The sequence below is a fragment of the Streptomyces sp. PTY087I2 genome (genome assembly GCF_001687325.1).
In the GTDB taxonomy this organism is placed as follows: domain Bacteria; phylum Actinomycetota; class Actinomycetes; order Streptomycetales; family Streptomycetaceae; genus Streptomyces.
In genome coordinates, this window is the sequence record NZ_LZRD01000056.1 from 1 (window position 1) to 26412 (window position 26412).

A 26412-nucleotide genomic window follows, 5' to 3' on the forward strand; every position below is an offset into this window, starting at 1 on the left:
GCCCTGAGCCTGGCGGAACTGGCCCTGGAGCCCGGGCGGGACGACACCGCGGCCGACTTCGTCAGCGACGCGCCCCGCGACCCGGACGAGCCCGCGCCCGCGGAGACCTCCGCCGACGCGCCCCGCGATCCCGGCCCGGTCGGCACGCGGGCCGGGGCGACCACGGGCCCCGGCACGGACGCGAAACCGGTGGACGCCCGCAGCGGGAGCCCGGGCCCGTCCGGGTCGCCGAGCCCCGACGCCTCCGCCCCGGAGGCCCCGGACGCCCCGGAGGAGCCCACCGCCTCCCCGGACCCCGACGAGGCGGACCCGTCCGACGCCCCGGACAGCCCGCCCGCCGACCCGCCGGGCCCGGGCGGCCCGCAGGAGCCGACGACCGCGCCCGCACCCCCGCCGCCGGCCCCGGCGGAGCCGACGCCCGACCCGACCCCGTCCCCGACCTGCACCCGCTTCCTCTGGTGGTGCGTGTAAGACCCTCCGCGCGACGCCTACGGGGTCTCCCCGCCCAGCATCCGGCGCAGCAGATCCCGCAGCACCGTGCGCTCGGCCTCGGAGAGCCCGGCCAGCGGCTCCCGGGCGAAGTCCAGCGCGTCCCGCAGCTCACGGGCCGTGTGCCGGCCCTGCTCCGTCGCGGCGGCCAGCTTCACCCGCCGGTCGGCCGGATCGGGCCGGCGCTCGACCAGCCCCCGGGTCTCCAGCCGGTCGACGATCCCGGTGACGTTCGACGGCTCGCACTTCAGCCGGACGGCAATCTTCCGCATCGGCAGGGGCTCCAGCGAGAGCAGCCCGAGCACCCGCGCCTGTGCGCCGGTGAGGGAGTGCTCGGCGGCGGCCCGGTCGTACTCCTCGTGGTAGCGCGCCACGACGGCACCGATGAGCTCGACGACCTCAAGGGTCAGGGTGTCTGGACGAGTGGCCATGGACGACAGCGTACCGATTTACTTGACAACATGAAATATTCAGGAGCATGGTTGTTTCATGTCATGAAGCTTTTCGTGCCGTACGGCGCGGAGGCCCGCCCCCCCCCGTAGGACATTGAGGAGAACCCGAGCCCATGTCTTCAGCACTTCCCGCGTCCAGCCGCGAATGGCACCTCGTCGCCCGCCCGCACGGCTGGCCCAAGGCCGAGGACTTCGCGCTGCGTGAGGCCGCGGTGGCCGCTCCGGCCGAGGGCCGCATCCTCGTCCGTAACAAGCACTTCTCGGTCGACCCGTACATGCGCGGCCGGATGAACGACGTGAAGTCCTACACCCCGCCCTTCAAGCTCGACCACCCCATGGACGGCGGCGCGGTCGGCGAGGTCATCGCCTCGAACGCCGAGGGCTTCGCCGTCGGCGACCACGTCCTGCACGGCCTCGGCTGGCGCGAGATCGCCGACCTGCCCGCCAAGCACGCGGTGAAGGTCGACCCCGACGTCGCCCCGCTCTCCGCCTACCTCGGCGTGCTGGGCATGCCCGGACTCACCGCCTACGCGGGCCTGTTCGAGGTCGCCTCCTTCAAGGAGGGCGACGCGGTCTTCGTCTCCGGCGCGGCCGGGGCCGTCGGCAGCCAGGTCGGCCAGATGGCGAAGCTCAAGGGCGCTTCCCGGGTCATCGGCTCCGCGGGCTCCGACGAGAAGGTCAAGCTCCTCGTCGAGGAGTACGGTTTCGACGCCGCGTTCAACTACAAGAACGGGCCCGTCCGCGACCAGCTCAGGGCCGCCGCCCCCGACGGCATCGACGTCTACTTCGACAACGTCGGCGGCGAGCACCTCGAAGCCGCGATCTCCTCGCTCAACGTGCACGGTCGCGCCACCATCTGCGGCATGATCGCCCAGTACAACGCCACCGAGCCGACCCCCGGCCCGAACAACATGGCGATGATCATCGGCAAGCGGCTGCGCCTCCAGGGCATCCTCGTGAGCGACCACTCCGACCTCCAGGCGCAGTTCGTCCAGGAGGTCGCCGGCTGGCTGGCCTCGGGCGAGCTGAAGTTCCAGGAGACCGAGGTCGAGGGCATCGAGAAGGGTTACGACGCCTTCGTGGGCCTGCTGCGCGGCGAGAACACCGGCAAGATGATCGTCTCCCTGGTCTGACCCGGCGCCTCCCTCCACCGGCCACGCGTTAGGCTCGTCCGCAGGCCGTCGCGATCGTGGGCGCGAGTCGCGGCGCACCAACCGGAGGAATCGTCACACCATGACCATCCAGAAGATCGACGTCGCCTACACCGCCGTCGCCACCGCCGAGAACGGCCGCGACGGCCGGGTCTCCTCCGACGACGGTCAGCTCGACGTCGTCGTGAACCCGCCGAAGGCCCTGGGCGGCAGCGGTGCGGGCACCAACCCCGAGCAGCTCTTCGCGGCGGGCTACAGCGCCTGCTTCCAGGGCGCGCTGGGCGTCGTCGCCCGCCAGGAGAAGGCCGACATCTCCGGCTCGACCGTGACCGCCGCGGTCTCCATCGGCAAGACCGAGGCCGGCGGCTTCGGCCTGGAGGTCGCGATCAGCGCCTCCATCCCGAACGTCGACGCCGCCACCGCACAGGCGCTCATCGAGAAGGCCCACCAGGTCTGCCCGTACTCGAACGCCACCCGCGGCAACATCAAGGTCGAGCTCTCGGTCGCCTGATCCGGCCTGATCGACAAGACACCCCCTAAGGCCCCGCGCGAGGACCGCACCCCACCCCGGGGTGCGGTCCTCGCCGTTTCCGCACGCCAGTACGCTGACGCCCATGAGCGATCTCGGCGCAGGATTCGGCTACTTGGTGAAGGGGCAACGCTGGGTTCTCCGGCACGGACGGTGGTTCGGCTTCGGACTGCTGCCCGGACTCATCACCCTCGTCGTCTACGCCGGAGCGCTGATCGGACTCGGTTACGGCGCCGACGACTTCGTCGCCTGGGCCACCCCGTTCGCGGACGACTGGTCCTCGCCCTGGCTCGGCCTGCTCCGTAACACCCTGACCGCCCTGGTCTTCGTCCTCGGCCTCTTCCTCGCCGTCATCACCTTCACTGCCGTCACCCTCCTGGTCGGCCAGCCGTTCTACGACTCGCTCTCGGAGGAGGTCGAGCGCAGCGAGGGCGGCGAGGTCCCCGAGTCGGGGCTGCCGCTCTGGCGCGAACTGCTGATCTCCGCCCGCGACTCGGTCCGCATCCTGCTGCGCGTCGCGCTCTTCGGGATCGCCCTCTTCGCCTGCGGCTTCATCCCCGTCGTCGGCCAGACGGTCGTCCCGGCCCTCGGCTTCTGCGTCTCCGGCTACTTTCTGGCGCAGGAGCTGACCGGCGTGGCCCTCCAGCGGCGCGGGCTGCCCCTGAAGAAGCGGCTCGGGCTGCTGCGCGGCCGGCTGCCGCTGGTGCTGGGCTTCGGCGTCCCGCTGGCCCTCTCGTTCCTGGTCCCGCTCGTCGCCGTGTTCCTGATGCCGGGAGCGGTCGCCGGGGCCACCCTCCTCGCCCGCGACCTGGTCGACCCGGCCAGGGGCTTCCCCGCCACCGGCCCCGGCGGGGCCGCCGCCCCGAAGGAGCGGACCGCGTGACCGAGCTGCTGGCCGTCGCCGCCATCACCGTCCTCGCGGTCGTCTCCCCGGGTGCCGACTTCGCCATGGTCGTCCGCAACAGCTATCTGTACGGGCGCACCACCGGCGTCCTCGCGGCCACCGGGGTCGCCGCGGGCGTCCTGGTCCACGTCACGTACACGATGCTCGGCGTAGGACTACTCATCGCCTCGTCCACCGCCCTGTTCACCGCGGTCAAGCTGGCGGGCGCCGCCTACCTGATCTACATCGGGGTGCGCACCTTCCTGGCCCGCGCCGACCTCGACGTCGACCTGTCGGACCGGCCCGGGCTCACCCCGTTCGGGGCGCTGCGCAGCGGCTTCCTGACCAACGCCCTCAACCCGAAGACGACCCTGTTCGTCGTCGCGACGTTCACCCAGGTCGTCGGCCCCGGCACGGCGCTGTGGCAGCAGGCGGGCTACGGACTCTTCATGTCCGCCGCACACCTCGGCTGGTTCGCCCTCGTCGCGCTGTTCTTCTCGCACTCCCGGCTGCGCGGCGCGATGCTGCGCCGCCAGAAGGCCCTGAACCGCTCGATCGGCTCGGTCCTGGTCGGCCTGGGCGTCACCCTGGGCCTGGCCCGCTGAACCGAGCGCGTGCCGCTGGTGACGGTCATCGGTTACGCCGGAGGCTCGGCCGCCGTCACATTGCGGTAGGCGATCTCCGCCAGCCGGGCCTGGCCGTCGCGGCTCGGGTGGAACCAGTCCCACGGGCTGAGCTGCGCCCCGGTGAACCGGAAGTCGAACACAGCCCCGCCGTCGTAACGGCAGTGACGATCCTTCGCGCACACGTCCCGCAGCACGTCGTTGTACGCCCTGACCCGGTCCTGCACCGCGTCCCGCCGGGCGACGGCGGCGGGCCCGAGGTCGTCGGCGTCGGCCAGCATCGACTGACAGATCCCGAGCTGCCAGATCCTCTTGCCCAGCTCGTTCGCCCGCCCCGTCGACCAGAGCCGCTTCAGATCCGGCACGCTGGAGACGTATACCTGCGCCTTCGGCGCCCCGGCCCGCAGCTGGCGCATCGACGCCTCGAACGACGCCCGGAAGTCCGCCACCGGCGTCATCAGCCGCACCGAGTCCCGGCACGCGTCGTTCGCGCCCGTCATCACCGTCACCAGCTCCGGCCGCTTCTTCGCCGCCCGCTTCATCTGCTCGGGCAGCTGCACCATCCGCGACCCCGACACCGCGTGGTTCCAGCTGCGGTCCGCCGCCTTCGACGGGCCGAGCAGCCGGACCGCGAGACTGCGCACCGTATCGTCCGTGCCGGTCGCCCACGACACCTCGGGGCAGTCGGCCAGCACCGAGCACGCGTCGAAGCCCCGGGTGATCGAGTCCCCGACCGCCGCGATCGACCGGGGCTCGGTGTTCCAGTCCGGGGTGGGGGAGGGGGACGGCGAGGCACTGCGCGAGGCGGCCGGCGCGTTTTGCGACACGCCGCCCTCCGGGCCCCCGCCGGAGCATCCGGCCAGCGCGGCGACGCCGAGAAACGAGAGCGCCGTCAGCGCGGCGGCAGCGGTACGCATCCGTGGGCGTGTCGCACGCTCCGGCATCGGTCGGATCCCCTCCGGTCAACCTGTGGCGTATGCCTCTGGACATGCCCCCGGCAAGCACATGATCCCCAGGTCGGGGCCGTGCGCGCCCTGCCGGGTGAAACCCGGCGAATCAGGGGCCTGAGACCGACGGTACGTCACACGGACGGCCCCGGCGCACGGTAGCTTTTCCCCGTCGAACCAGTGGCGTTCCGCCCGCCCGCGCACACACGGACGGCTCCGGTACATTACGTCACGTCACATACTGTCCCTTTTCAGGAGATTAACTCCCGATGCTGTTTACTGATGACAACCTCGGGCTCTGGCCGGAAAGAGGCGGTACGGACGCGAGGCCGCTGGGGAAGGCGTACCTCGTCCCACACGGGAGGTTCCGGTGACGACACGTGGAGTCCTGTACGTTCACTCCGCACCGCGCGCGCTGTGCCCACATGTCGAGTGGGCAGTGGCGGGCGTCCTCGGTGTGCGGGTCCAGCTGGACTGGATCAGACAGCCGGCGGCGCCCGGCACCTGGCGGTCCGAATTCTCCTGGAAGGGCCGCGCCGGTACCGCCTCGCAGCTCGCCTCCGCCCTGCGTGGCTGGGATCTGCTGCGCTTCGAGGTGACCGCCGAGCCGTGTCCCACCGCCGAGGGCGAGCGCTACAGCTCCACCCCCGGCCTCGGCATCTTCCACGCCGTCACCGGCATGCACGGCGACATCCTGGTCCCCGAGGACCGGCTGCGGGCCGCGCTGGCGCGCTCGGTGCGCGGCGAGAGCGATCTGGAGGCCGAGATCGCCTCCCTGCTCGGCAAGCCGTGGGACGACGAACTGGAGTCCTTCCGCCACGCGGGCGAGGGCGCCCCGGTCCGCTGGCTGCACCAGGTCGTCTAGCCGCATTTCAAGCCCTGCCGGTGCTTCCTGATCCCGCGGTGACCGGCGAGCATTTCACGCCCGTCCAGTGCTCCTGGCCTCGCGGTGACCGGCGAGCATTTCACGCCCGTCCAGTGCTCCTGGCCTCGCGGTGACCGGCGAGCATTTCACGCCCCTCCGGTGCTCCTGGCCTCGCGGTGACCGGGGCGTATTTCAAGCCCCTCCGGCGATTGAGGAGCGGGGTCCGGGGCAGAGCCCCGAAAACAAGGAAGCCCGCCTCCCGAGAACCGGGAAGCGGGCTTCACCCGTAAAGGCAAGGTCACACGGACCGGAACGCCAGCACCACGTTGTGCCCACCGAACCCGAACGAGTTGTTGATCGCCGCGATCGGCCCCTCGGGCAGCGCCCGGGGCTCACCGCGCACGATGTCCGCCTCGATCGCCTCGTCGAGGTCGTCGACGTTGATGGTCGGCGGGGCCATGCGGTGGTGCAGCGCGAGAACGGTGGCCACCGTCTCGATACCGCCCGCGCCACCCAGCAGATGACCCGTCATCGACTTCGTCGCGGAGATCGCGACATGGTCCAGGTCGTCGCCCAGCACCTTCCGCAGCGCCTTGACCTCCGCGATGTCACCCTGCGGCGTCGACGTGGCGTGCGCGTTGAGGTGGACCACCTCGGACGGCTTGAGGTCGCTGGAGTCCAGCAGGTTCTGCATCGCGGCGGCGATGCCCCGCCCGGTGGGCTCGGGCTGCGCGATGTGGTGGGCGTCGGCCGACAGACCCTGGCCCAGCACCTCGCAGTAGACCTTCGCACCGCGCTTGGCGGCGTGCTCGGCGGACTCCAGGATGACGACGCCCGCACCCTCGCCGAGGACGAAGCCGTCCCGGCCGGTGTCGTACGGACGCGAGGCCTTCTCGGGCTCGTCGTTGTTCTTGGACATCGCCATCATGTTGGCGAACGCGGCGATCGGCAGCGGGTGGATCGCCGCCTCGGTGCCACCGGCGACGACCACGTCGGCACGGCCGGTACGGATCATCTCGACGGCGTACCCGATGGCCTCTGCGCCGGACGCGCAGGCGGAGACGGGCGTGTGGACACCGGCCTGGGCGTTGACCTCCAGGCCGACGTTGGCCGCCGGGCCGTTGGGCATGAGCATGGGCACGGTGTGCGGGGAGACGCGGCGTACGCCCTTCTCCTTCAGCACGTCGTACTGGTCGAGCAGGGTGATCACGCCGCCGATGCCGGAGGCGATGACCGAGCCGAGGCGCTCGGGCGCGATGGCCTCGTCCTCGCCGGCCTTGGCGGTGAAGCCCGCGTCCGCCCACGCTTCGCGGGCCGCGATCAGCGCGAACTGCGCCGAACGGTCCAGCTTGCGGGCCAGCGGGCGGGGAAGGACGTCGCCCGGGTCGACGGCCGCGAGGGCGGCGATCCGGACGGGCAGGTCGGCGAAGCGCTCGCCTTCGAGGGGCTTGACGCCGGACCGGCCGGCCATCAGACCTTCCCAGGTCGATGCGGAGTCGCCACCCAGCGGAGTGGTTGCGCCGATACCGGTGACGACCACGGTGCGATTGGTCGAGTTCACTGGAAAATCTTCTCCACGTGTAGAGGGTCGTGAATCAGCGGCGCCACCGCCGGGTGGCGACACAGCCGGGCTGGGATCAGCCCTGGTGCTTCAGGATGTAGTCGGCAGCGTCGCCGACCGTCTTGAGGTTCTTGACGTCCTCGTCGGGGATCTTCACGTCGAAGCGCTCCTCGGCGGCGACGACGACCTCGACCATGGACAGCGAGTCGACGTCGAGGTCGTCGGTGAAGGACTTGTCCAGCTGGACGTCCTCCTCCGGGATACCGGCGATCTCGTTGACGATCTCGGCGAGACCCTTGACGATCTCTTCCTGCGTGGCGGCCATCTTGGCGCTCCTTCGGTGGGTTTCTTCAGTGTTCGTGCATACGGACCCAAAGGTCCGGTGTGCCTAGGGGAGGGTAACGACCGTCGCGGCGTAGACGAGACCCGCCCCGAAGCCGATGACGAGCGCGGTGTCGCCGCTCTTCGCCTGACCGGTCGCCAGGAGCCGCTCCATGGCGAGCGGAATCGAGGCGGCGGACGTGTTGCCGGTGGACTCGATGTCACGGGCGACCGTGACGTGCTCCGGCAGCTTCAGGGTCTTCACCATCGAATCGATGATCCGCATGTTGGCCTGGTGCGGAATGAAGACGTCCAGGTCCTCCGGGGCGATCCCGGCCGCGTCCAGCGCCTGCTGGGCGACCTTCGCCATCTCGAAGACGGCCCAGCGGAAGACCGCCTGGCCCTCCTGCGTGATGGCGGGGAACTTGACCTCGCCCTTCGAGTCGAGCGGCAGCTGCGAGACATCGCCGAGGCGGAACTCGTTCCAGCCGACCGTCTGCTTGATGGTCTCGGACTTGTCGCCCTCGGAGCCCCACACGGTCGGGCCGATGGCCGGCTCCTGGGAGGGGCCGACGACGACCGCGCCCGCGCCGTCGCCGAACAGGAAGGCCGTCGCGCGGTCCTCCAGGTCGGTCAGGTCGCTGAGCCGCTCCACGCCGATCACGAGGACGTACTCCGCCGAGCCCTCGACGACCATGCCCTTGGCGAGCGTGAGGCCGTAGCCGAAGCCCGCGCAGCCGGCCGAGATGTCGAAGGCGGCGGGCTTGCCCGCGCCGATCCGGTGCGCGATCTCGGTGGCGACGGCCGGGGTCTGCTTGAAGTGCGAGACGGTCGAGACGACGACCGCGCCGATCTGCTCGGGGTCGATGCCCGCGTCGGCGATGGCCTTGCCGGACGCCTCGATCGACATCGCGGCCACGGTCTCCTCCTCGGAGGCCCAGTGGCGGGTGACGATGCCGGAGCGGGAGCGGATCCACTCGTCGGACGAGTCGATCGTCTCGAGGATCACCTCGTTCGGCACGACCCGGGTCGGGCGGTAGCCGCCGACCCCGAGGATCCGTGCGTACGGGGCGCCCTTGCTGGGCTTGATCTTCGACATGCTCGCTCCTTAGACGCCTGCGTGCTCGGAGATGAGCGCGCGGGCCGCGTCGAGGTCGTCGGGGGTCTTCAGCGCGAGCGTCTTCACGCCGGGCAGCGCGCGCTTGGCGAGCCCGGTCAGGGTGCCGCCGGGGCTCAGCTCGACGAGTGCGGTGACCCCCAGGGACTGGAAGGTCTCCATGCACAGGTCCCAGCGGACCGGGTTGGCGACCTGCCCGACCAGCCGGGCGACGACCTCGGTGCCGGTGGCCACGGTGTGGCCGTCGGCGTTGGAAACGTAGCGCACGGTCGGGTCGGAGACGGTGAGGTCGCCGACCGCCGCGCGCAGCTTCTCCACGGCCGGGGCCATGTGGTGCGTGTGGAACGCGCCGGCCACCTTCAGCACGACGACCCGGCGCACACCCTCGGGCGGGTCGGCCTCCAGGGCGGCGATCTGGGCGGCGGTGCCAGCGGCGACGATCTGGCCGCTGCCGTTGATGTTGGCCGGGGTCAGCCCGAGCTTCTCCAGGTGCGGCACCGACACGGCGGGGTCACCGCCGAGGAGGGCCGCCATCCCGGTCTCGGTGACCGCCGCGGCCTCGGCCATGCCGAGCCCGCGGGTCCGGACGAAGCGCAGGGCGGCCTCGTCCTCGATGACACCGGCGAGCGCGGCGGCGGTGATCTCACCGACGCTGTGGCCCGCGACGACGTCGGGGGCGGCGGCGTCCAGAGCGGTCGCCGAGAGCAGACCGGCGGCCACCAGGAGCGGCTGGGCCACGGCCGTGTCGCGGATCTCGTCCGCGTCGGCCTTCGTGCCGAAGTGGGCAAGGTCGAGCCCGATGGCGTCGGACCAGGCCGCGATGCGGTCGGCGGCACCGGGGAGGTCGAGCCAGGGAGTCAGGAAGCCGGGCGTCTGAGCGCCTTGGCCGGGAGCGACGAGTACGAGCACCCTCACACTCTCTCTTGTGGACGGCTCCGCACGCCCGTGGGGACAGGGACGAAGAACCGTTGGGGGAATTGTTGAAGTCCAACAAAAGTCTAGGACTGAGGGTCCGCTGCCGCCAAGCGCCCCAGGATCAGGGCGATCCTCAGCGTGAACGCGGAGCGCACATCGGAGGGTGACCATCCGGTGACGTCGGTCACACGTCGCAGCCGGTAGCGCACGGTGTTGGGGTGGACGAAGAGCATCCGGGCGGCGCCTTCCAGACTGCTCGCCTGCTCCAGATAGACACTCAGCGTTTCCAGAAGAGCCGAACCGGCCTCCTCCAGCGGTCTGTAGATCTCCTCCACCAACTGATCCCGCGCGGCCGGGTCTCCGGCCATCGCGCGCTCCGGCAGGAGATCGTCCGCCAGCACCGGGCGCGGCGCGTCCTGCCACGCCGAGCACGCCTTCAGCCCGGCCGCCGCGGCCTGCGCGGACCGGGTCGCGGCCAGCAGGTCGGGCACGACGGGCCCGGCGACGACCGGCCCGGCCGCGTACGGCCCGATCAGGCCCTTAGCGACCTGGAGCGGATTGTCGCTGCCGCCCGCGATGACGACGAGCCGGTTGCCCAGCACCCCGGTGAGGACCTGGAGCTTGGCGTGCCGGGCGGCGCGGCGGATCGCCTCCACGGTCAGCTCGCTGTCCCCGTCGGGCGCGGTGCCGAGGACGACGCACACGTGCTCGGGGGAGTTCCAGCCGAGCGCGGCGGCCCGGGAGACGGCGCCCTCGTCGGCCTCGCCGGAGAGCACGGCGTTCACCACCAGCGACTCCAGCCGGGCGTCCCAGGCGCCCCGGGCCTCGGCGGCCTGGGCGTAGACCTGGGCGGTGGCGAAGGCGATCTCGCGCGCGTAGACGAGCAGCGCCTCCCGCAGCAGCGACTCGTCGCCGGGGGCGGCCACCTCCTCGATCGCGGCCTCCATGACCTCGATCGTGGTACGCACCATCTCCACGGTCTGCCGCAGGGTGATGGCCCGGGTCAGTTCGCGCGGGGCGGTGCCGAACACATCGGTCGAGATCGCCTGCGGGGTCTCGGGATGCCGGAACCACTCGGTGAACGCGGCGATACCGGCCTGGGCGACCAGGCCGATCCAGGACCGGTTCTCCGGCGGCATCGCCCGGTACCACGGCAGCGATTCGTCCATGCGGGCAATCGCGTTCGCGGCCAGCCGGCCGGAGGACTGCTCCAGCCGTTTCAGGGTCGCGGCATGCAGGTGGGCGTCGTGGGCGGCGGGCTGCTCAGGATCGGGTCGGGGCACGAGGACAAGACTGCCTTATCGGGCCGGTGGATCGGTGGGGCGGGGCGACGCTGCCCGGTACCGGCGGGTAACGGAACGTCGGCCGCAAGCCCGCGCCCTCGCCGTGCCGGGCCGTACGGACGCCCCGCCCTCGCCGTGCCGGGCCGTCCCGGCGGTCAGCGGAACCCCGGGCGGGGACTCTCGGGCTACCGTGGGCCGGGTGATATCCGTGCACCGGTCCGAGGACCGCTACCGGGGCGGGGACGAGGCCGCCGGGATCGACACCCGGCACGCCCTCTCCTTCGGCCCCTTCTACGACCCGGACAACCTCCGCTTCGGCCCGATCCTGGCCTGCAACGAGGAACGCCTCGCGCCCGGCGCCGGGTTCGAGGAGCACCCGCACAGCCATACGGAGATCGTCACCTGGGTCGTCGAGGGCGAGCTGACCCACCGCGATTCGGCCGGCCACTCCACCGTCGTCCGCGCCGGGGACGTGGCCCACCTGAGCGCCGCCTCCGGGGTCCGCCACGTCGAACGCAACGACGGCACCGACCCGTTGACCTTCCTCCAGATGTGGCTGGCCCCCCTGGAGCCGGGCGGCGAACCCTCGTACACGGTGGTGCCCGGCATCGCCGACTCCACCCCGTACGCCCTGCCCGGCGCGGGCGCGATGCTCCACGTCCGCCGCCTGACCGAGGACGAACGCACGGCGGTCCCGGACGCGGTGCGCCTGTACGTGCACGTGGTGCGGGGCCGCGTCGGCCTCGGCGGCGAGGAGCTGGGCCCCGGTGACGCCGCCCGGATCACCGACGCCCGGGGCCTGGCGGCGGTCGCGGTGGCGGGCCCGGCGGAGCTGCTGGTGTGGGAGCTGGCGGGCTGAGACCTTGCCGCTACCGGCGGGCCCGCCACAGGTCGCGCAGCAGCGCGATCTCGGCCATGTGGTGGATGAGCTCCAGATTGCCGTTGGCGAGCGTGCCGATGTACGCGTCGTCCGGGTCGGAGCCGTACGGGTACTGCGAGAGGCCGACCGTGTCGAGCTGCTCCTCGGTGAGCGCGCCGATGCTCGCGCGGTGGCGGTCGAGGGTCGCCCAGAACCGCTCCAGCGCGAGCGAGGCGGACGGGGTGAAGTCGACCAGCAGATGCGGGTCCTGCCGCCGCTCGCCGAAGGTCCACTCCCAGCGGCCCGCGAAGTCGGAGTGCAGATGCCCGAGCCGCCACGCGATGGTCGTGATGGGTACGACGTCGGGCTCCGGCTCACCGGTGAACGCGAGGACCTCCTCGACCCGTTCGACGCTCACGCTCCAGTCCTCGGCGATCTTCGCGACGGACATCCCGTCCGCCACCTGCCGCGCGACCTCCGCGTACTCGTTCGCCGGGATCTCCGGGGCCCCCTTGTCGATGACCCAGGCGCCGGGACCGTACGCCCGGGGGGTCGTCGCCTCCTCCCGGCGCCGGATCGACCAGCTGCCGGGTGCGGGCTCCCAGAGGTACTCCTCGTCCCCGAGCCCCCGCAGCCGGACCTCGGCCATCTCCCGCGCCTGGTCGAACTGCTCGATCAGAACGCTCAGTCGGTCGGTCCGCTGCCCCTGGCCGCTCATACGCAGCTCCCTCGTCTCCCTCGTCGTAGAACCCCGGGCAGACCCGGCGCCCGGAGGGAAGCTAACGGCTCACCCGGCGGGCCGCGACCGAATTCCCGGAGGGTCACCGGGGCATCCGCTCACCCCGTGGCCTGCTCGGCCTGCTCGGCCTCCTTCTCACGCCGCTCCGTCAGCCGGTCCAGCTCACGCATCGCCTGAGCGTGCGCGCTCATCCGCCGGCTCACGCTGCCGGTCGTGACGAGGGCGGTTCCCACGAGCGCCACGGGGATGGACAGCCCGAGGACGGCCAGCGCCTCGGGCCAGTCGCGCTCGGCCGCGCAGTAATCCCCGGCCCACACACCGTCGTTGGCGGTGCCGCCCTCCGTGAAGAGCCGCGCAGCGCACTCCCTCGTGCTGCCGCCGCGTGTCTCGACCTCGTACTCGGTCATCAGCAGAATGGCGCACCAGCTCCAGAGCAGGCCCGCCAGGATCAACAGGCCGACGCCCCAGGTACGTATGCGGGCGGCCCGTTCCCGGAATTCGAGGTCGTAATCTCGTGATCGCATGGCGGACGAATCTAGCAGCGCACCCCGTGGCTCAGTCCTTCCGGGCGCGGACGGCCAGGACGGCGACCAGCAGGGTCGGTACGAGCAGGAGCGAGAAGGCGATCGCGTAACCGCCGAGCCGGCTCGCCCCGGCCGCCAGACCGGCGTTGAGCACGGCGGTGGCGAACGTGAGGACGACGACCTGGCCGAGGTTCATGTTGGTCTGCATGGCGCTGGTGGTGTGGCCCAGCCGGTCCGGCGAACTGTGGGAGAGCGAGAGCACCGTGACGCAGGGGTCGAGCATGCCCATCCCGATCGCCGCGAGCGGCATGGCCACCATCGCGAGGAGCGGGGACGCCCCGGCGAAGCTGCCCGCGACGGCGAAGGCCACGGACGCCGCCATGATCAGCGCGCCGACCGTGACGAGCCGGTGCCGGGCGACGTCCTGGAGCAGCTTCCCCTGCACCCACGACGCGCCCGCCCACAGCACCGCGGAGGCCGTGAACGCCACGCCGACCGTCACCGCGGCCACCCGCCGCTCCGTGATCAGCATCAGCGGAACCAGTGCCTCGACGGTGAAGTACGTACCCGACGTCAGCCCGCGCAGCAGCACCGTGGTGGGCAGCCCGCGGGCGGAGCGCCAGGTGCCGGCCGGCAGCAGCCGGGGCGCGAAGACCACGAGGAGCGCGACACCGGCGGCGACGAACAGCAGATGGCGCACGTCCCACCCGGACACGCCGTACTGGCCGAGGGCCGCGCCCAGGCTGAGCATCGCCGCGACCAACAGCGGTGGCCGGGAGGCACGTTCCTCGGCGGGCGGAAGGCCATCGGGCGAGGCCGCCCCGCCCGTCCCGTCGCCCGCCGGGGCCCGGCGCAACACCGCCACCAGGGCGATCGCGGGCAGCGCCGTCAGCGCGGCCAGACCGTAGAACACCACGCGCCAGGACCAGGTCTCGGCGACGACGCCAGCGATCGGCGGCCCGACGAGCGACGGGATGATCCAGCTCGCGCTCATCATCGCGAGCATCCTGGGCCGCAGATATTCGGGGTACGACTGCCCGATGGCGGTCGTCACGGACACGGCGACCATCCCGGCCGCGAGACCGTCGACGAACCGCCCGACCACCAACTGCCAGACGGACAGGCTGGACGCCGACACCAGCAGCGTCACCACGGAGAGGACCATGCCGAGCGCCAGCGGCCGCCGGGCGCCCGAGCGGTCGGCCCAGTGCCCGCCCAGCACCCCGCCGAGCAGACTGGCAGCCACGAAACAGCTCGCCACCAGGGGGAAGAGCGCGACGCCGTCAAGATCCTCGGCGGCCGTCGGCAGCGTCGGCACGACGGCCAGCGCGGCGAACCCGGTCAGGAACATCACCGTGGCGAACGTCAGCGTGACCGCCGCGTAGGACCGGGAGAAGATGCCCGGCAGGGGGTCGCCGGTGTCGCCCGGCGAGGGGTGGACGGCCTGTTCCGTGGTCAATCGATGCCTCGTTGACGTAGCTCGACACCCCGAGGCTTGGTCTGGACCACCCCGGAGCCGACCGAGAAGCTATGTCACGGCCCGACCCCGGGCAACTGCTTTACGGGCGGCCCTCACTGCAATCCCGTCCGGATTTCGACCACCAGCCCGATGGAGGACAGAAGCGCCATGGCCCAGCCGGGGAAGCGGAGCGACCTCGGCGACACCCGGTCCACGGGGCCCGGCAGGACAACCAGCAGGAACTCGTACAGCCGATCTGCGGAATGCGCGATATTGGCCCCTATGAGAACGCCTATCGGAAACATGACTCCGAAAAACACGAGACTCGCGACGCTCATCTCGGTCGGGCCGCGCCCTGCCAGTTCGAAAATATCCGCGTAGTTCACCGCGTGCCCGCCAACCGGTTGAATGGTTTGAGTGTCTTCGCTGTGCAGTCTGTTCGGTCGAGGGCATTGGCGCTACCCCCCTCCCTTGTCACGGTCTGGACTTCCTCCAGCGGGAATACGCCACAGCCAAACCCCAGATGATCACCAAGAATGCACAGGCCATGGAACTCTCAGACAGGCGAGTGAGGAATGCCCCCTCCTTCGAGGATGCCCAACCCAAGGTGATTGACACGGCCAGGAGTGCAACGCCCATGGCCTCCAACTCCAGCCATCCATATGCGGAATTGGGACGTGTCGGTGTCGGTGTCGGCTGTCTCCTGTGTTGTGTCATCACCATCGCCCACGGGAGGATGGGGGCGGCCATCCCTGCAGCAGCGGCGGCGCGCCACGGAAAGTCGAGGTAGAGGAAGAGTGCCCCTCCTAGCGACAACCAGCTCACTATGGACGAGATCGCCACCCACCAGAGAAGAGTCTCGTGCGTTGGGCCTCCGGAAGTTCTCACTGATTTCTCCAATTCCTCAGGGTGGCGGGCGTTCCCCCTGCTCGTGGTGTAGGTGTGCTGACGGCCTCGTCCATGAGTTAGGTGGGGGTGCGATCCATGATGATCAGGCCAATCGCAATCGCCAGCCCACTTGCAGCGGCCGACCATCGTCCTGCGGTTCCCCAATTTTCCCAGCCGCGCCTTCCTTTGGTCGCGACAAGAAGACCTGCGACCCCAAGGAAGAAGATTGTGATTCCGAAATATCTCACTACCTTTAACACCTCTCCGGCATTGGGCCGCAGTTAGGTATCGCAACTGTGTTACCTGGCCCTCGGCTCGCTGGGGGCCCTATGTGTTTGGTCAAGGTCCAAGGCCAGTAGGTTCGTGCGGTCAGGGGCGGGTCGAGCCGTAGGGGTGTGCATGAGTGATGGCCAGGTGACGATCAAGCTCACGAGTGACGAGGCGCTGGTGCTGTCGCACTGGCTGGAGAAGCTCCAGATGACGGACCTCAGCCGCGTTGTCGACGATCCGGCGGTCTGGGCGCCGATCCATCGGATTGCCGGAACGCTCGACAAGGCGCTTCCTGAGCTGTTCGCGCCTGACTATGACCAGCGGCTTAAGGCGGCTCGGCAGCGGCTTCGGCCGGAGGACTGATCGAGCGGTCTGAACAACAAGGGGGGAAGTCATGCCGGACCCGAAGGCCGGAGGCCCCATTGCGGAGCCACGAAGAAGGTAGCGGGGGGGGGAGGGGGTAGCCGGACGCCAGGAGAGCCGCGACGGCGACGCCGATGGTGGCCAGGGTGCAGAAGTCGGCGATCCACGAGACGGTGAGAGTCCGCCGGGCCTGTGCTTCGGTGCGTGGGCACCTGCGCTGCCGGACGATCTCTTTGATCCGCGCGACGGCCCGGTCCGATGTCTCGAAGAAGTGGTCCAGGAGTGATCCGCCGAAGGCCGTTGCGTAGATCTCCTAGCCCTCGAAGGTGTGCACGGTCAGGGTGCCGCCCTGCGACGTGTCGACTTCCATCACGAGGTGATAGGGAATCCAGTAGGTGAAGAGCGGATTCGCGACGCCAGTTCGGATTTCCCGAGCGCGATCCGGGAGGCTTCGATGTGTCGGGTCAGAACGATCGTCCCCAGGCACGCGGCTATCCCGCTGAGTGGGCCGCCAGCCGCGCCGGAGGAAACATCTTCGGCTGCAAGGATCACGAAAAGCGCCATAGCGATCAGGATGATTTGGGAGAGAGCGACGAACGATCTACTGTGCAGGGTAATCATATCCCGATTTGCTTTCTTCGAATCGTCTCTGCTCGATGAGTGAACTCTCAATTTTCCCTCCACCTCAGTGTGTGCGGAAGGCCCAAATTAAGAGCGCAAGGCCACAGGAATCTCCAAGATGATTCCCACGAGTGACAGCAGGGCGGCGCACGCCCCCACGAAACGTGCGATACGTGGCTCCACGCCTTCGGCGAAACCGAACAGCATTTTGGGCGTCAGATCGAGAAAGCGTTCAGCTATCTGGCGTGGGTTTATCGCCAGAATGAGGCCGAACCCACCAAAAGTCAAGAAGAATATTATCGAAATAAGAGTGCTGGCTGGCGAGGTGCCCCCGTCGGCCAGGAGGGTATTCGGTTCGATCTGGAGCATGTCGAAGCTCGATTCAACTCAACAGGGAAGTGTGTACGGGGCCAGTGCCGTGGGGCTCGCCGAGGCCGGCGAGCCCCACGGCTGCTACCAGGTGAACATGTGTCCGATCTTGGTTCCATGGCTGGTGAGGCCGCTGCCTCAATACCCGTGCCGACACCTGCGGACACTGTCGTTGCCCCCACTGGCTCACCGCGATAGTTCACCGCGCCGATGGCCCGCTCGTGGCTGATGCTGGCACCCGGCCCCCAGGCCCCGGCCAGGGCCGTACCCCACGAGTGCCACGGGAATGGAGAGCCCCACGACAGCCAGCGCCTCGGGCTGGTCGCGCTCGTCCGCACAGTAATCGCCTCTGTGCAAGCCATTGTTGGCGGCGTCACGGTCCGTGACAACCCGCGGTCCTCACCCGGACGCGAAGAGAGCTGCGACGCTGACGCAGACGGCGCCGAGCAGGCAGAAGTCCGCTATCCACGAAACGGTCACGGTCCGCCGTGAGCGTTCTTCGCCGTTGCGAGGGCCCCTGCGCTGCCGGACGATCTCTTTGATCCGCGCGACGGCCCGGTCCGATGTCCCGAAGAAGTGGTTCAGGAGTGATCCTCCGAATGCCGTCGAGTGGATTTCCTCGCCCTCGGTGGTGTGCACGGTCAGGGTGCCGTCCGTTGACGTGTCGACTTCCATGACGAGACGGTAGGGAACCCGATAGGTGAAAACCGGATTCACGACCTTCAGTTCGGATTTCCCGAGTACGATCCTCGCCGTCCCGATACGCCGGGTCAGCACGATCGTTCCCAAGCATGCGGCGACCCCGATGAGCGGGTTTTGAATCAGGCCGATCGCAGCCGCCGCGCAAAAGATCATTACAGCCATGATAGTCCAGGACAGCATGACGAACGATATCTTGCGAAGGGTGATCGAATCCTGCGACGATTTATTCATTCCTTACCCTTTGCTGGGCATTGTTCCTGAACGGGAGGCGGCTGCGGCGGAGGTGTGGGGGCTCGGTCGGGGCGTCGGCGGAGCCCCCACGCTGTTCAGCTAGCAGACTCCACTGTAGGGTCCGAGACTCCTGCCCAAGTTTCCGGGGTAGGACCCAAGGCTTGCCGTGTTCGCGCCACAGAATGCGGCATTGAAGCCAGCGTTCACGCTCAAATTTCCGTACGTGACACCCTTGTTGAGTCGTTTTTCCGGGCGTATCACTGCGTGCTTCGTGCTCGTAGCCGGCCGGACCTTCGTCATGACAGTGTGCGTCTTCCAAGGATATTCCCGATAGGCTTGACGCCAGTTCTTGGCCCCTCCGAATGCGCGAGCGAACGCCGCTGCGGATCCGCCGCCGACCGCTGTCCAGGCGAGATCTTTGGCGTATGCCCGAAGCTCTAGATTTCCGGACTTGGCACTGTCGCCAATGAATTTCGTGGTGGCAACGGCCGCGCCCACGATGATGCATGCTCCCGCGGAGGCAGCGATGCAGGCCCCGAAGGCGACTACCGTCAGGCCGGTTTTGATGCCGTCCCAGTTGTCGCCGACCCATTGGCCGACTGCTGAGTTCTTGAGACCGACCCAGAACCCCTCGTCCTTCTGGTTCTGCTTATGCTGCGCCTCGGCCGCCTTGCGTTCCCGGTCTATTCGATTCTGGCGTTCGATCTCGGCGGAAGCTGCACGCTGGGCCGCCGTCGGCGCGGTGACGCCGCTGCCCTTCGTGTAGACGTGCCTGTAGCCGGTGTTCTGCTGGATCGTGTAGTTGGGGGAGATGGTGCCGCCGACCGACTTGGTCACCTTTTTGTAGTTCTTGCCGAATTCGACCTTCTTCAGGTCGCCTGTCCCTCCCTTTCCGTAGGTGCAGTTGTACTGTCCGCTCACGCACTCCTCGTACGCTTCGCCGGTCGGGTCGGAGAAAGTGGCGGCGTTGTTGTTGCCATAGACGTACGGATTGAGCTGGGTCGAGTCGCCGGGGAGGATGAGCGGATCCACGGAAAGGAAGCGGCCCAGAGCCGGGTCGTACTCGCGGGCGCCCAGGTGGGTCAGGCCCGTCGGATCGGTCGTGCCGCCCACGAAGCCCCGGTCGCCGGGCCAGGTGGTTCCGGTGACGCCGCGGCCCTCCCCGAAGGGGAGTTGCTTGCGCCGGGTGACAGCCTGACCTTCGGTGAAGCTGACGGCCGTCAGGCCGGTGCCCTGGTGGTCGGCGAAGACGAAGCTGATGCCCGTCGCGCTGCGCACGGCCACCGTCTCACCGCCATGGGCGTAGTAGCGGGTCGCGGTCTTCGCGCCGGACGCGGTGACGGTCAGCTGGTTTCCGGCTGGCAGGTACGCCGTGGTTGTGGCGTCCGCGTTGCGGGCCAGGAGGCGGTCGCCGGACGAGTCGTAGAGGTAGGCGGTGGACTTGCCGTTCTCCGTGATCTCGGCGAGGTTGCCCTCTGCGTCCCAGACAAAACCCTGGCCACGGGTGCCTCCGCTGCGGGACGCCGTGTTACCGACCTTGTCGTACGTGAAGTTCTCCCGGTCGCCGTCGTCAGGACCGCCCGTCGTGGTGATCGAGCGCAGAGCGTGCGGGTTGGCCTCGCCGGCCTTGCCCGGTGTGTATGTGCGGGTGACGTCGGAGACGCCGGAAGCCGTGGCGTGCCGGACCTCCTTGGCACGGTTGCCCGCCACGTCGTAGGTGTAGGAGTGCCAGTAGGAGTCCGGGCCGCCCACGGTGGTTGCCGAGGGACCTGATGCGCAGTCGTCCGACGCGGACTTGGTGGTCCAGGCCTCCGTCATCCGGCGCAATGCGTCGACGGCGAAGCACTGGGTGTCGGTCGTGGCGGCCGAGCCCTGTCCGGAGGTACTGGAGATCCGGAGAGTGTTCCCCGCGGCGTCGTACGAGTAGCGGGTGTCCTCGATCCTGAGGGCCTGATCGCCGTCGAGGGTGCGTCGGACCAGGCTCCCGGTGTGCTCGTCGATGACCCGGGTGTCATACACCTTCCGTCCCAGGGCGCCGAGTTCGGTCCGAACTGGCCGTGACAGGGCGTCGTAGGTGACGTTGCCGACAAGGGGCACACTGCCCGCGGTGGTGGAGACCGGGAGGCCCGAGGGGTTGAAATTGGTGGTGACCCGTTCGGCGGGAAGGTTCCCGATGGCGGGATGCCTCAGCCATTCCTGGGCGCCGGTGTACTGGTTGTAGCCGTACGTCCAGGTGTACGTACCGGCCAGGCCCTGCTCGGCGGCGGGAATGACGGTCGTCGAGGAGGTGGGCTGGTAGCGGTCGTCGTACCCGTCGATCTTTGTGGTGTAGGCCTTGCCGTCCACATGGCGCGTGTCCGAAGCAGGCTGGCCCTTGGCGACGGTGTCGTAGGTCCAGGAGGACCGGACCGTCGCACCCTGCTGGAGCTTCTCAGGGCGTCCCAGCTTGTCGTAGAGCGTGGTGAGGGTGATGCCACGGGCGTCCGTGACGGTGCTGGGGCGGTCTGCATCGTCGTAGGTCGTGGTGCTGGCGCCCTTGTCCGGGTCGTCCGCCGACGTCTGCCTGCCCCGGCTGTCATACGCCCAGGTCCAGGCGGTGCCCGCGGGGTCGGTCACCTTGGCCAGCTTGCCGTGCCGGTCGTAGTGGTACGCCGTGGCACGAAACTCCGTACGGGCGCTGTTGGTGTAGGAGCGGCTCTCGGTCGTCTGCCCCAGCGCGTCGACGATGGTCGTCGTGGCCGTACCGCCCTTGGGGGGAATGACGGTTGTGCGGTCGCCGTCGTGGATGGTGGTGGTGCGCTTGGTCTCGTCGCCGTATTTCAGCGAGATCTGGGCCACCGGCCGCCCGGCTCCGTCGAATTGCGATTCCACGGCGGACGGGACCTTCGAGTCGTCGCCGGCCACCAGGGTGGCCGACGGCGCTCCGGTGGCGTGGTAGGCGTCGTAGCTCTTCCAGGCCTGCCCGCGGGTGTCGTACCGGGTCTCGGTGACGACGCGGCCGGTTCCGGAGGTTCCGACGGCCGGGCTCTGGGTCTGCCGGGGCCGCAGGAGGCCGTCGTAGAAGGTGTACGACGTCAGGTACTCGCCCTGGTGGTTGAGTTCCTTGGTGGTGACGACGTTGGGCAGGGTCCTGGAAAGGGTGTAGGAGTACTGCGTTGCGGGGGTGTTCGGATGATCGGCCTTGGAGCGGCCGGGGCCCCAGAGCTTCGTCACCCGGCCGAGCGCGTCGTAGTCGATGTCGCTGCGCTTGCCGTTGGCGTCGACCGTGGAAGTGGTCACTCCACGGACCGGATCCGTGTGGACGGTCGTGGCGTGCCCGAGCGCGTTGGTGGTGACGGTCTTGGTCGCGGCCTGGCCGGTGCCGGGGGTGTACTCGACCTTGGTGTCGGCGCCGGACGCGTCGGTGGCGCTGGTCTGACGCCCGTAGGCGTCGTAACCGGCGGTGTTCACCGTGATGAAGCCGGTGCCTGCACCGTCATTCTCGTCACGCCGGGTTTCGTTCGCCTTGATGGGGGCGGCGCCCAGCGTCGTGGAGCCGTCGTAGTAGTGGCGTTCGGTGGAGATCAGGTCTGCGGGCAGCTGCGGTGTGGTGCCGCATGCCTTCGCCACGGTCCGTGTCTCGGCGACCGTGGTGAGGATGTTCGCGTCAGTGTTGCGGGCGTAGGAGACGGTGGTGCACTGCTCGTCACCGCTCTTGGCCGTGTCCCCGGCCTCGCTCTCCGTCCGGACGTGACCGTAGGAGTCGAAGGTGCGCTCGGTGGCGGTGCGCCGGAACGTGCCCCCGGTGACGGCTGTGCGGGTCTCTTCCTTCTTCACACCGGTCTGATATGCGTGCACCGTCGGCAGCCCGTCCGCGTCGCGCGAGTGGGAGGCGGTGGCGGACGATCGCCACGGGACCGAGCTGGTGGCGGAGAGCAGGGCACCGCCCGAGCCGTTGTACGTTGCCGTCTCCCGGGTCATGCCGGCGAACGCCTCGTGGTCGTCCACCTTCACACCCTCGCCGTCAGCGACCTGAGCCCCGGCGATTCCACGGAAGTAGCGGTTCTCGGTCAGCGTCTGCTTGCCCTCGGCCGGGTCGCCGGTACGTGTCTGGACATGCCCGTACCCCTTCGACTGGCCGTAGGTTCGGTGCTTGGCCTCGGTGAACTCGTCGTCCCCCTTCGCCCAGGCGATGCCTCCGAGGTAGGTGTAGTCGTTGCGCTTGACCGGGGCGCCGCCGGTGTTGTCGGACTCCAGGATCTGGTCCACCACGTAGGTGTGGAACCAGTCCTGGTACGGCTCGTAGCCCGCTGCCGGAGCATCCGGGGGCGACCAGATCACCGGGTAGCAGCGCTTGGTGTTGCTCGCAGGGTTCGGGAGGCTGCCCGCTTTGCACTCCGCCGTCGAATAGGTGACGCCGAGCGTGCTGCCCGTCTCGTTCTTGATGGCGTAGACGCGATAGCGGTTGTACGCCGGGATGGTGTCGACGGCTCCCGCGACCCGGTTGGGGAGTTGCTGCCCGGACATCTCGACCGACGGCAGGGTCACGGGGGTGCCCGAGGTGTGCCCGGTCCGGGTTATGGAGGCCAGCCACAGCGGCGGGGCCGTACCGTCCCCGGTCGACGGGAAAGTCTGTTCCAGCTGCCAGGAGTCAGCCTTCTTGTACACCCCGCCGTCCAGCACGGACGTGGTGATGCCGGTCAGCCGCTTACGGGTGAAGTACGACGCCGAGGACTTGCCTACGCAAGGGTCGCTCGCGCCGCACACCTGGTCGAAGGGGACGTCGGGCCACTTGGCGGCGTTGGCCGAGGTGAACTTGTCGGCCGCACAGTCGAAGGAACTGGTCTTCAGGCACCGCTCGTCCGTCGTGAAGTCGACCTTGGCGGCGGCCTTGGCGCCGTAGAGGGTCCCGGACCGCAGCCCGTACTCGATCCGCTTGAGGTGTCCGCCACGGGTGTAGGGGGTCAGAGTGCCCTTGTAGGCGGCGTCGACATTGCGCTGGTAGTGGTTGGACTCCTTGGCCCAGTAGTAGGCCATGGCGTTGCTGTGCGGGTCGACGACGTAGTCCAGGTTCCATCGCCAGGCCTGCTGGCACCAGGAGTCCTTGAAAGCGGACGCGTGGCACGGTTCGCCGGAGTGGTTGCCGAAGACCGGCACGGTCCAGGTGGAGTCGGTCTCCGGCTTGCCCTCGGCCCAGCCGGGCAGTCGGTTGTACCCGAAGTAGTAGCGGGTGCCGTCGGGGGCGGTGACGCGCCAGTACTCGCCGTCGCTGTCGCCGTTGGCGCGGTTGGTGCTCTTCAGCTGCGCGATGCGCGTGCCGTCGTCGGACTTCTTGCGCCACTCGCCGGAGGTGTCGTCCTTGACCAGTTCACTGGACGATCCGCCCAGTGACAGGGTCGCGTTGTCCTTCTTCCAGCACTGGTCGCCCACCTTGTGGGACGGGTTGTTGCCGCCCTTCTTGTCGCTCTCGCACGAGGTGTAGCGCCGCTCGATGGACCCCGGCGACATGGACCAGCCGTCCCCGATCCAGTTGGCCTGGTTGTTGGTTGCCGCTGTGCGCCCGTCGACCGCGCGGGAGGAGTACGAGAGCCCGAGGCTCGGCTCCAGCCCTCCCGGCACTCCCGGCGTATCGATGTCGTACGACCAGGAGAAGCCGCCGGACGACCCGCCCGCTTCCCAACTCGCAGATGCCGAAGGGGTGGTGGATGTGAAGTCGCCGGATGCGCCGGACGGCGCGGCGGTCAGCGCGAACAACGCCGCAGCGGGAGCCGCTTGCACACCCGCCGTCGAGCGAGCCGCCGTCGCGGCCCCCTGGACAGGGCGGCCGGAGCGCTCGGCGCTCACGGCCGTGACATCCAGCGGGATCTCGGCCGACAAGGTCCTCTGCGCGACGTCGTTGGCGGTCTCGACCGGCTCGCCCGGCCGGCAGTCCTTCCGATCCGGGGTGACCAGGGCGCAGTTCGGTACCTTGCGCAGGGTCAACCGGGAGGCCCAGTCTCCGCCGTACATTCCAGCGAAGCCGGAGTAGTCCAGCTCCACGCCGACCTTTGCCCGGCCCCGCTCCTCTCCGTGGCCCTGAACGGCGAGAAGCAGACCGTCGATGCCCGCGGCCGCTGCGTCCGGCCGGTCCAGCACCTGCACCTGCACCTGCACCTGTTCGGCCGCCGGTCCCGGCCGTTCGGTGTCCCCGGAAGCGTCCACCGTCACGGGGAGCGAACCCGCCTCCGCCTCCTGAGGTCCGTCCGTCCCTTCCGAGAGGTCGACCACGGCGACGCCGGGGTCGGGCCAACGAGCCTTGTCGGAAGGGGCGTTCTTCGACGCCGTCTCATCTGGCTTGTTCAAAGCGGTCCCCATGACCTTGGAGACGGGCACGGGGGGCGGTTGCTTCACATCCCCCAACTCCAACTCTGCGGCTGCGGCAACCGGCCCACCCAGGAGCCCGGCCACGAGATACGTCGTCAGCAACAGGGCGATCGTCCGGCCTCGTGCGCCGGTCGCACGTCTGGATCGACGGAAATCCGAAACTGGCAAACCGGACACAAATCCCCCTCAGTGAAGTGAAGACATAGAAAAGCGATGGTAAAGATAACATCAAGATCCGCAAATGAAGAGGTGGGGGTTATTTGTTGTCCGAGTCGTTATCTGTGTGCGGTGATCAGGGTCGCCATAGCGCTACATGTCGGATCATCACGGACTCTGGAGCGTCTCCCATCAGGGATAACTCTCCCTCTGTTCTCAGGGGGTGGGGTTGCTGCGACGCAGTCGGAGTCGGGGCAAAACCGTCAAGTTGCATGGGGAGTCGCAACGCCAATGGCACGATCGATCTATGGAGAAAATGAAAAGTAAGTCGATGGGTAAATCTCGAAGAGATAGGCGGTTGTTCTTTCGGTGGCGCTCCGGATGGGTGGGTGCTGTCGTCGCCCTCGCTCTGGCGGCCCCGCTCGTCACTGCTCTGCCCGCCGAGGCGGAGGAGCAGGGTGCGACAGCTCCGAAGGTCGAGACGGGGCGTGCTGCGGACGAGGCGGCTGCCCTTGTCAAGGCGGCGGATTCCGGCCACCCGGTGGAGGTACTGTCCCAACGCACCGAGACCTCACAGACCTTCGCCAATCCCGACGGTCAGTTCACCGAGGACGCCTATGCCGTGCCGCAGTGGGTCCGCCAGGACAACAAGCTCGTGGACATCGACACCGACCTGGTCAAGAACGAGGACGGCACGCTCTCGCCCGGGGCGACAGAGGTCGGCATCCGGTTCTCCGGCGGCGGTGACGGACCGCTCGCCACGGTCGTGCGGGACGGACGGTCGATGTCGATCGGCTGGCCCCGGCCGCTGCCCAGGCCCGTGGTCGAGGCGGACACGGCCACCTACCCGGGCGTTCTGGACGGTGTCGACCTGAAGCTCAAGGCGCACAATGGCGGCTACAACCAGGTGCTGGTCGTCAAGAACGCCGAGGCTGCGAGGAACCCCGAGCTGACCGAGCTCGACTTCGGCCTGGAGACGAAGGGGCTGAAGGTCGAAGCCGACGAGCACGGCAACGTCCGGGCCGTGGACCCCGCCGGGCAGGAAGTGTTCACCGCCCCCACGCCACGTATGTGGGACAGCGGCGACGCGCCTGTCCAGGCGTCGGCGGCCCGTACCTCCGGCCGGGCGTCCGCCCCGCCGTCCCCGCCCGCCACGGATGCGTTCGAGCCCGGATTCGGGGCTCGTGACGCCGCCATGGAGGTCAAGGTGGCGGACGACAGCCTGACGATCCTCCCGGACACGGACCTGCTGAGTGGCGAGAACACGCGGTACCCCGTCTACATCGACCCGGCCGTCCAGGGATCACGGCATTCCTGGGGCATCATGTACAAAAAGCACCCGAACTCGTCCTTCTTCAACGGGGCAGGCTTCAACGGCGGCACCACCACTGCCCGCGCCGGATACGAGAACGTCACCAACGGCCTGGCGCGCTCGTACTTCCGCATGAACACCAAGAACCTCCAGGACAAGAACCGGGTCATCAGTTCCTCCCGCTTCCAGATCAGGAATACCTGGTCCTGGTCGTGCGAGAACCGCGGCATTCAGCTGTGGCACACCCAGTACCTCCAGTCCAGCCACACGTGGAACAAGCAGCCCGGCAAGCTCTACACCCTGGACACCGTCAATGACTCCAAGGGATACAGCAGCAGCAGTTGCCCTGCGGGGAACCTCGCCTTCGACACCACGCGCGCGGCGAAGGACTCCCAGGCCGGCACTTGGAACACTCTGACGCTCGCGCTGGCGGCCTCGAGC

Annotated in this window: 22 protein-coding genes and 2 pseudogenes; 9 read left to right on the forward strand and 15 right to left on the reverse strand. The window is 69.0% G+C overall.

Annotation, left to right across the window (positions count from 1 at the left end):
• Nucleotides 1-471, forward strand: a pseudogene (locus A3Q37_RS33960) (hypothetical protein); the annotation flags it as partial.
• A gap of 17 nt (nucleotides 472-488) precedes the next feature.
• Here A3Q37_RS33960 and A3Q37_RS33965 read toward each other — a convergent pair.
• A complete protein-coding gene (locus A3Q37_RS33965) occupies nucleotides 489-920 on the reverse strand; it encodes a MarR family winged helix-turn-helix transcriptional regulator (protein ID WP_065490852.1) in 432 nt (143 codons plus the stop codon).
• A gap of 134 nt (nucleotides 921-1054) precedes the next feature.
• Between A3Q37_RS33965 and A3Q37_RS33970 the strand changes: the two genes are divergently transcribed.
• From A3Q37_RS33970 to A3Q37_RS33985, 4 genes are all read left to right on the forward strand, one after another.
• Complete coding sequence (locus A3Q37_RS33970) at nucleotides 1055-2074, forward strand: NADP-dependent oxidoreductase (protein ID WP_065490854.1); 1020 nt, start codon at nucleotides 1055-1057, stop codon at nucleotides 2072-2074.
• 100 nt (nucleotides 2075-2174) lie between these two features.
• Nucleotides 2175-2603 carry an organic hydroperoxide resistance protein gene (locus A3Q37_RS33975; RefSeq protein WP_065490859.1) on the forward strand — a complete coding sequence of 143 codons (429 nt, stop codon included), beginning with the start codon at nucleotides 2175-2177 and terminating at the stop codon, nucleotides 2601-2603.
• A 103-nt stretch (nucleotides 2604-2706) separates the two neighbouring features.
• Nucleotides 2707-3504, forward strand: a complete 798-nt coding sequence (locus A3Q37_RS33980; RefSeq protein ID WP_065490865.1) for an EI24 domain-containing protein — start codon at nucleotides 2707-2709, stop codon at nucleotides 3502-3504.
• Nucleotides 3501-4109, forward strand: coding sequence for a LysE family transporter (locus A3Q37_RS33985; RefSeq protein ID WP_065490869.1), 609 nt, complete (start codon nucleotides 3501-3503; stop codon nucleotides 4107-4109). The genes A3Q37_RS33980 and A3Q37_RS33985 overlap by 4 nt, the downstream gene beginning before the upstream one ends.
• Nucleotides 4110-4141: 32 nt before the next feature.
• On the opposite strand, the gene A3Q37_RS33990 is transcribed toward A3Q37_RS33985, so the two are convergent.
• Nucleotides 4142-5044 carry an SGNH/GDSL hydrolase family protein gene (locus tag A3Q37_RS33990; protein ID WP_176711571.1) on the reverse strand — a complete coding sequence of 301 codons (903 nt, stop codon included), beginning with the start codon at nucleotides 5042-5044 and terminating at the stop codon, nucleotides 4142-4144.
• 400 nt (nucleotides 5045-5444) lie between these two features.
• On the opposite strand from A3Q37_RS33990, the gene A3Q37_RS33995 reads away from it, so the two are divergent.
• Nucleotides 5445-5939: a DUF3145 domain-containing protein gene (locus A3Q37_RS33995; RefSeq protein WP_032761950.1), complete on the forward strand. Its 495-nt coding sequence runs from the start codon at nucleotides 5445-5447 to the stop codon at nucleotides 5937-5939.
• A gap of 298 nt (nucleotides 5940-6237) precedes the next feature.
• Here the strand turns inward: A3Q37_RS33995 and fabF are convergent, their stop codons facing one another.
• The 5 genes from fabF to A3Q37_RS34020 form a co-directional block, all read right to left on the reverse strand.
• Complete coding sequence (gene fabF / locus A3Q37_RS34000) at nucleotides 6238-7500, reverse strand: beta-ketoacyl-ACP synthase II (protein ID WP_065490876.1); 1263 nt, start codon at nucleotides 7498-7500, stop codon at nucleotides 6238-6240.
• Nucleotides 7501-7576: 76 nt separating this feature from the next.
• Nucleotides 7577-7825: an acyl carrier protein gene (locus A3Q37_RS34005; protein WP_003969376.1), complete on the reverse strand. Its 249-nt coding sequence runs from the start codon at nucleotides 7823-7825 to the stop codon at nucleotides 7577-7579.
• A 63-nt stretch (nucleotides 7826-7888) separates the two neighbouring features.
• The gene (locus A3Q37_RS34010; RefSeq protein ID WP_065490878.1) at nucleotides 7889-8920 is read right to left on the reverse strand and encodes a ketoacyl-ACP synthase III; all 1032 of its coding nucleotides are present in this window, start codon (nucleotides 8918-8920) and stop codon (nucleotides 7889-7891) included.
• A 9-nt stretch (nucleotides 8921-8929) separates the two neighbouring features.
• A complete protein-coding gene (locus A3Q37_RS34015) occupies nucleotides 8930-9847 on the reverse strand; it encodes an ACP S-malonyltransferase (protein ID WP_065490880.1) in 918 nt (305 codons plus the stop codon).
• A gap of 89 nt (nucleotides 9848-9936) precedes the next feature.
• Nucleotides 9937-11136, reverse strand: coding sequence for a CdaR family transcriptional regulator (locus A3Q37_RS34020; RefSeq protein WP_065490882.1), 1200 nt, complete (start codon nucleotides 11134-11136; stop codon nucleotides 9937-9939).
• Nucleotides 11137-11335: 199 nt separating this feature from the next.
• Here A3Q37_RS34020 and A3Q37_RS34025 point away from each other — a divergent pair, with 199 nt between their 5' ends.
• On the forward strand, nucleotides 11336-11995 hold the full coding sequence (locus A3Q37_RS34025; protein WP_065490894.1) for a pirin family protein: 660 nt from the start codon (nucleotides 11336-11338) through the stop codon (nucleotides 11993-11995).
• A gap of 10 nt (nucleotides 11996-12005) precedes the next feature.
• Here the strand turns inward: A3Q37_RS34025 and A3Q37_RS34030 are convergent, their stop codons facing one another.
• The 4 genes from A3Q37_RS34030 to A3Q37_RS34045 all read right to left on the reverse strand — a co-directional run bounded on the left by A3Q37_RS34030 (nucleotide 12006) and on the right by A3Q37_RS34045 (nucleotide 15103).
• Nucleotides 12006-12713 (reverse strand): DinB family protein, encoded by a 708-nt coding sequence (locus tag A3Q37_RS34030; RefSeq protein WP_065490883.1) that lies wholly within the window; start codon nucleotides 12711-12713, stop codon nucleotides 12006-12008.
• A 119-nt stretch (nucleotides 12714-12832) separates the two neighbouring features.
• Complete coding sequence (locus A3Q37_RS34035) at nucleotides 12833-13258, reverse strand: hypothetical protein (protein ID WP_065490885.1); 426 nt, start codon at nucleotides 13256-13258, stop codon at nucleotides 12833-12835.
• Nucleotides 13259-13289: 31 nt separating this feature from the next.
• The gene (locus tag A3Q37_RS34040) at nucleotides 13290-14717 is read right to left on the reverse strand and encodes an MFS transporter (protein ID WP_065490886.1); all 1428 of its coding nucleotides are present in this window, start codon (nucleotides 14715-14717) and stop codon (nucleotides 13290-13292) included.
• Between the two features lie 113 nt (nucleotides 14718-14830).
• Complete coding sequence (locus tag A3Q37_RS34045; RefSeq protein ID WP_065490888.1) at nucleotides 14831-15103, reverse strand: hypothetical protein; 273 nt, start codon at nucleotides 15101-15103, stop codon at nucleotides 14831-14833.
• Nucleotides 15104-16004: 901 nt separating this feature from the next.
• On the opposite strand from A3Q37_RS34045, the gene A3Q37_RS34050 reads away from it, so the two are divergent.
• On the forward strand, nucleotides 16005-16238 hold the full coding sequence (locus A3Q37_RS34050; RefSeq protein ID WP_065490896.1) for a hypothetical protein: 234 nt from the start codon (nucleotides 16005-16007) through the stop codon (nucleotides 16236-16238).
• 369 nt (nucleotides 16239-16607) lie between these two features.
• Here the strand turns inward: A3Q37_RS34050 and A3Q37_RS37020 are convergent, their stop codons facing one another.
• The 4 genes from A3Q37_RS37020 to A3Q37_RS34065 form a co-directional block, all read right to left on the reverse strand.
• The gene (locus A3Q37_RS37020) at nucleotides 16608-16859 is read right to left on the reverse strand and encodes a hypothetical protein (RefSeq protein WP_141693641.1); all 252 of its coding nucleotides are present in this window, start codon (nucleotides 16857-16859) and stop codon (nucleotides 16608-16610) included.
• A gap of 87 nt (nucleotides 16860-16946) precedes the next feature.
• The gene (locus A3Q37_RS34055; RefSeq protein ID WP_065490890.1) at nucleotides 16947-17228 is read right to left on the reverse strand and encodes a hypothetical protein; all 282 of its coding nucleotides are present in this window, start codon (nucleotides 17226-17228) and stop codon (nucleotides 16947-16949) included.
• 399 nt (nucleotides 17229-17627) lie between these two features.
• Nucleotides 17628-18161 (reverse strand): hypothetical protein, encoded by a 534-nt coding sequence (locus A3Q37_RS34060; RefSeq protein WP_065490892.1) that lies wholly within the window; start codon nucleotides 18159-18161, stop codon nucleotides 17628-17630.
• 99 nt (nucleotides 18162-18260) lie between these two features.
• Nucleotides 18261-24482 carry an RHS repeat domain-containing protein gene (locus tag A3Q37_RS34065; protein ID WP_255312035.1) on the reverse strand — a complete coding sequence of 2074 codons (6222 nt, stop codon included), beginning with the start codon at nucleotides 24480-24482 and terminating at the stop codon, nucleotides 18261-18263.
• Nucleotides 24483-25044: 562 nt separating this feature from the next.
• Between A3Q37_RS34065 and A3Q37_RS34070 the strand changes: the two are divergent.
• Nucleotides 25045-26412: pseudogene (locus A3Q37_RS34070) on the forward strand (VCBS repeat-containing protein); the annotation flags it as partial.

Excerpts from the sequence above, each read along its gene's own strand:
- A3Q37_RS34050 (WP_065490896.1), top strand. The coding sequence starts at position 16,005 with ATGAGTGATGGCCAGGTGACGATCAAGCTCACGAGTGACGAGGCGCTG.
- A3Q37_RS33965 (WP_065490852.1), bottom strand. The coding sequence starts at position 920 with ATGGCCACTCGTCCAGACACCCTGACCCTTGAGGTCGTCGAGCTCATC.
- A3Q37_RS34035 (WP_065490885.1), bottom strand. The coding sequence starts at position 13,258 with ATGCGATCACGAGATTACGACCTCGAATTCCGGGAACGGGCCGCCCGC.
- A3Q37_RS33990 (WP_176711571.1), bottom strand. The coding sequence starts at position 5,044 with ATGCGTACCGCTGCCGCCGCGCTGACGGCGCTCTCGTTTCTCGGCGTC.
- A3Q37_RS34055 (WP_065490890.1), bottom strand. The coding sequence starts at position 17,228 with ATGCTCCAGATCGAACCGAATACCCTCCTGGCCGACGGGGGCACCTCG.
- A3Q37_RS34030 (WP_065490883.1), bottom strand. The coding sequence starts at position 12,713 with ATGAGCGGCCAGGGGCAGCGGACCGACCGACTGAGCGTTCTGATCGAG.
- A3Q37_RS34010 (WP_065490878.1), bottom strand. The coding sequence starts at position 8,920 with ATGTCGAAGATCAAGCCCAGCAAGGGCGCCCCGTACGCACGGATCCTC.
- A3Q37_RS33975 (WP_065490859.1), top strand. The coding sequence starts at position 2,175 with ATGACCATCCAGAAGATCGACGTCGCCTACACCGCCGTCGCCACCGCC.
- A3Q37_RS34060 (WP_065490892.1), bottom strand. The coding sequence starts at position 18,161 with ATGAATAAATCGTCGCAGGATTCGATCACCCTTCGCAAGATATCGTTC.
- A3Q37_RS33980 (WP_065490865.1), top strand. The coding sequence starts at position 2,707 with ATGAGCGATCTCGGCGCAGGATTCGGCTACTTGGTGAAGGGGCAACGC.
- A3Q37_RS37020 (WP_141693641.1), bottom strand. The coding sequence starts at position 16,859 with ATGATTACCCTGCACAGTAGATCGTTCGTCGCTCTCTCCCAAATCATC.
- A3Q37_RS34005 (WP_003969376.1), bottom strand. The coding sequence starts at position 7,825 with ATGGCCGCCACGCAGGAAGAGATCGTCAAGGGTCTCGCCGAGATCGTC.
- A3Q37_RS33970 (WP_065490854.1), top strand. The coding sequence starts at position 1,055 with ATGTCTTCAGCACTTCCCGCGTCCAGCCGCGAATGGCACCTCGTCGCC.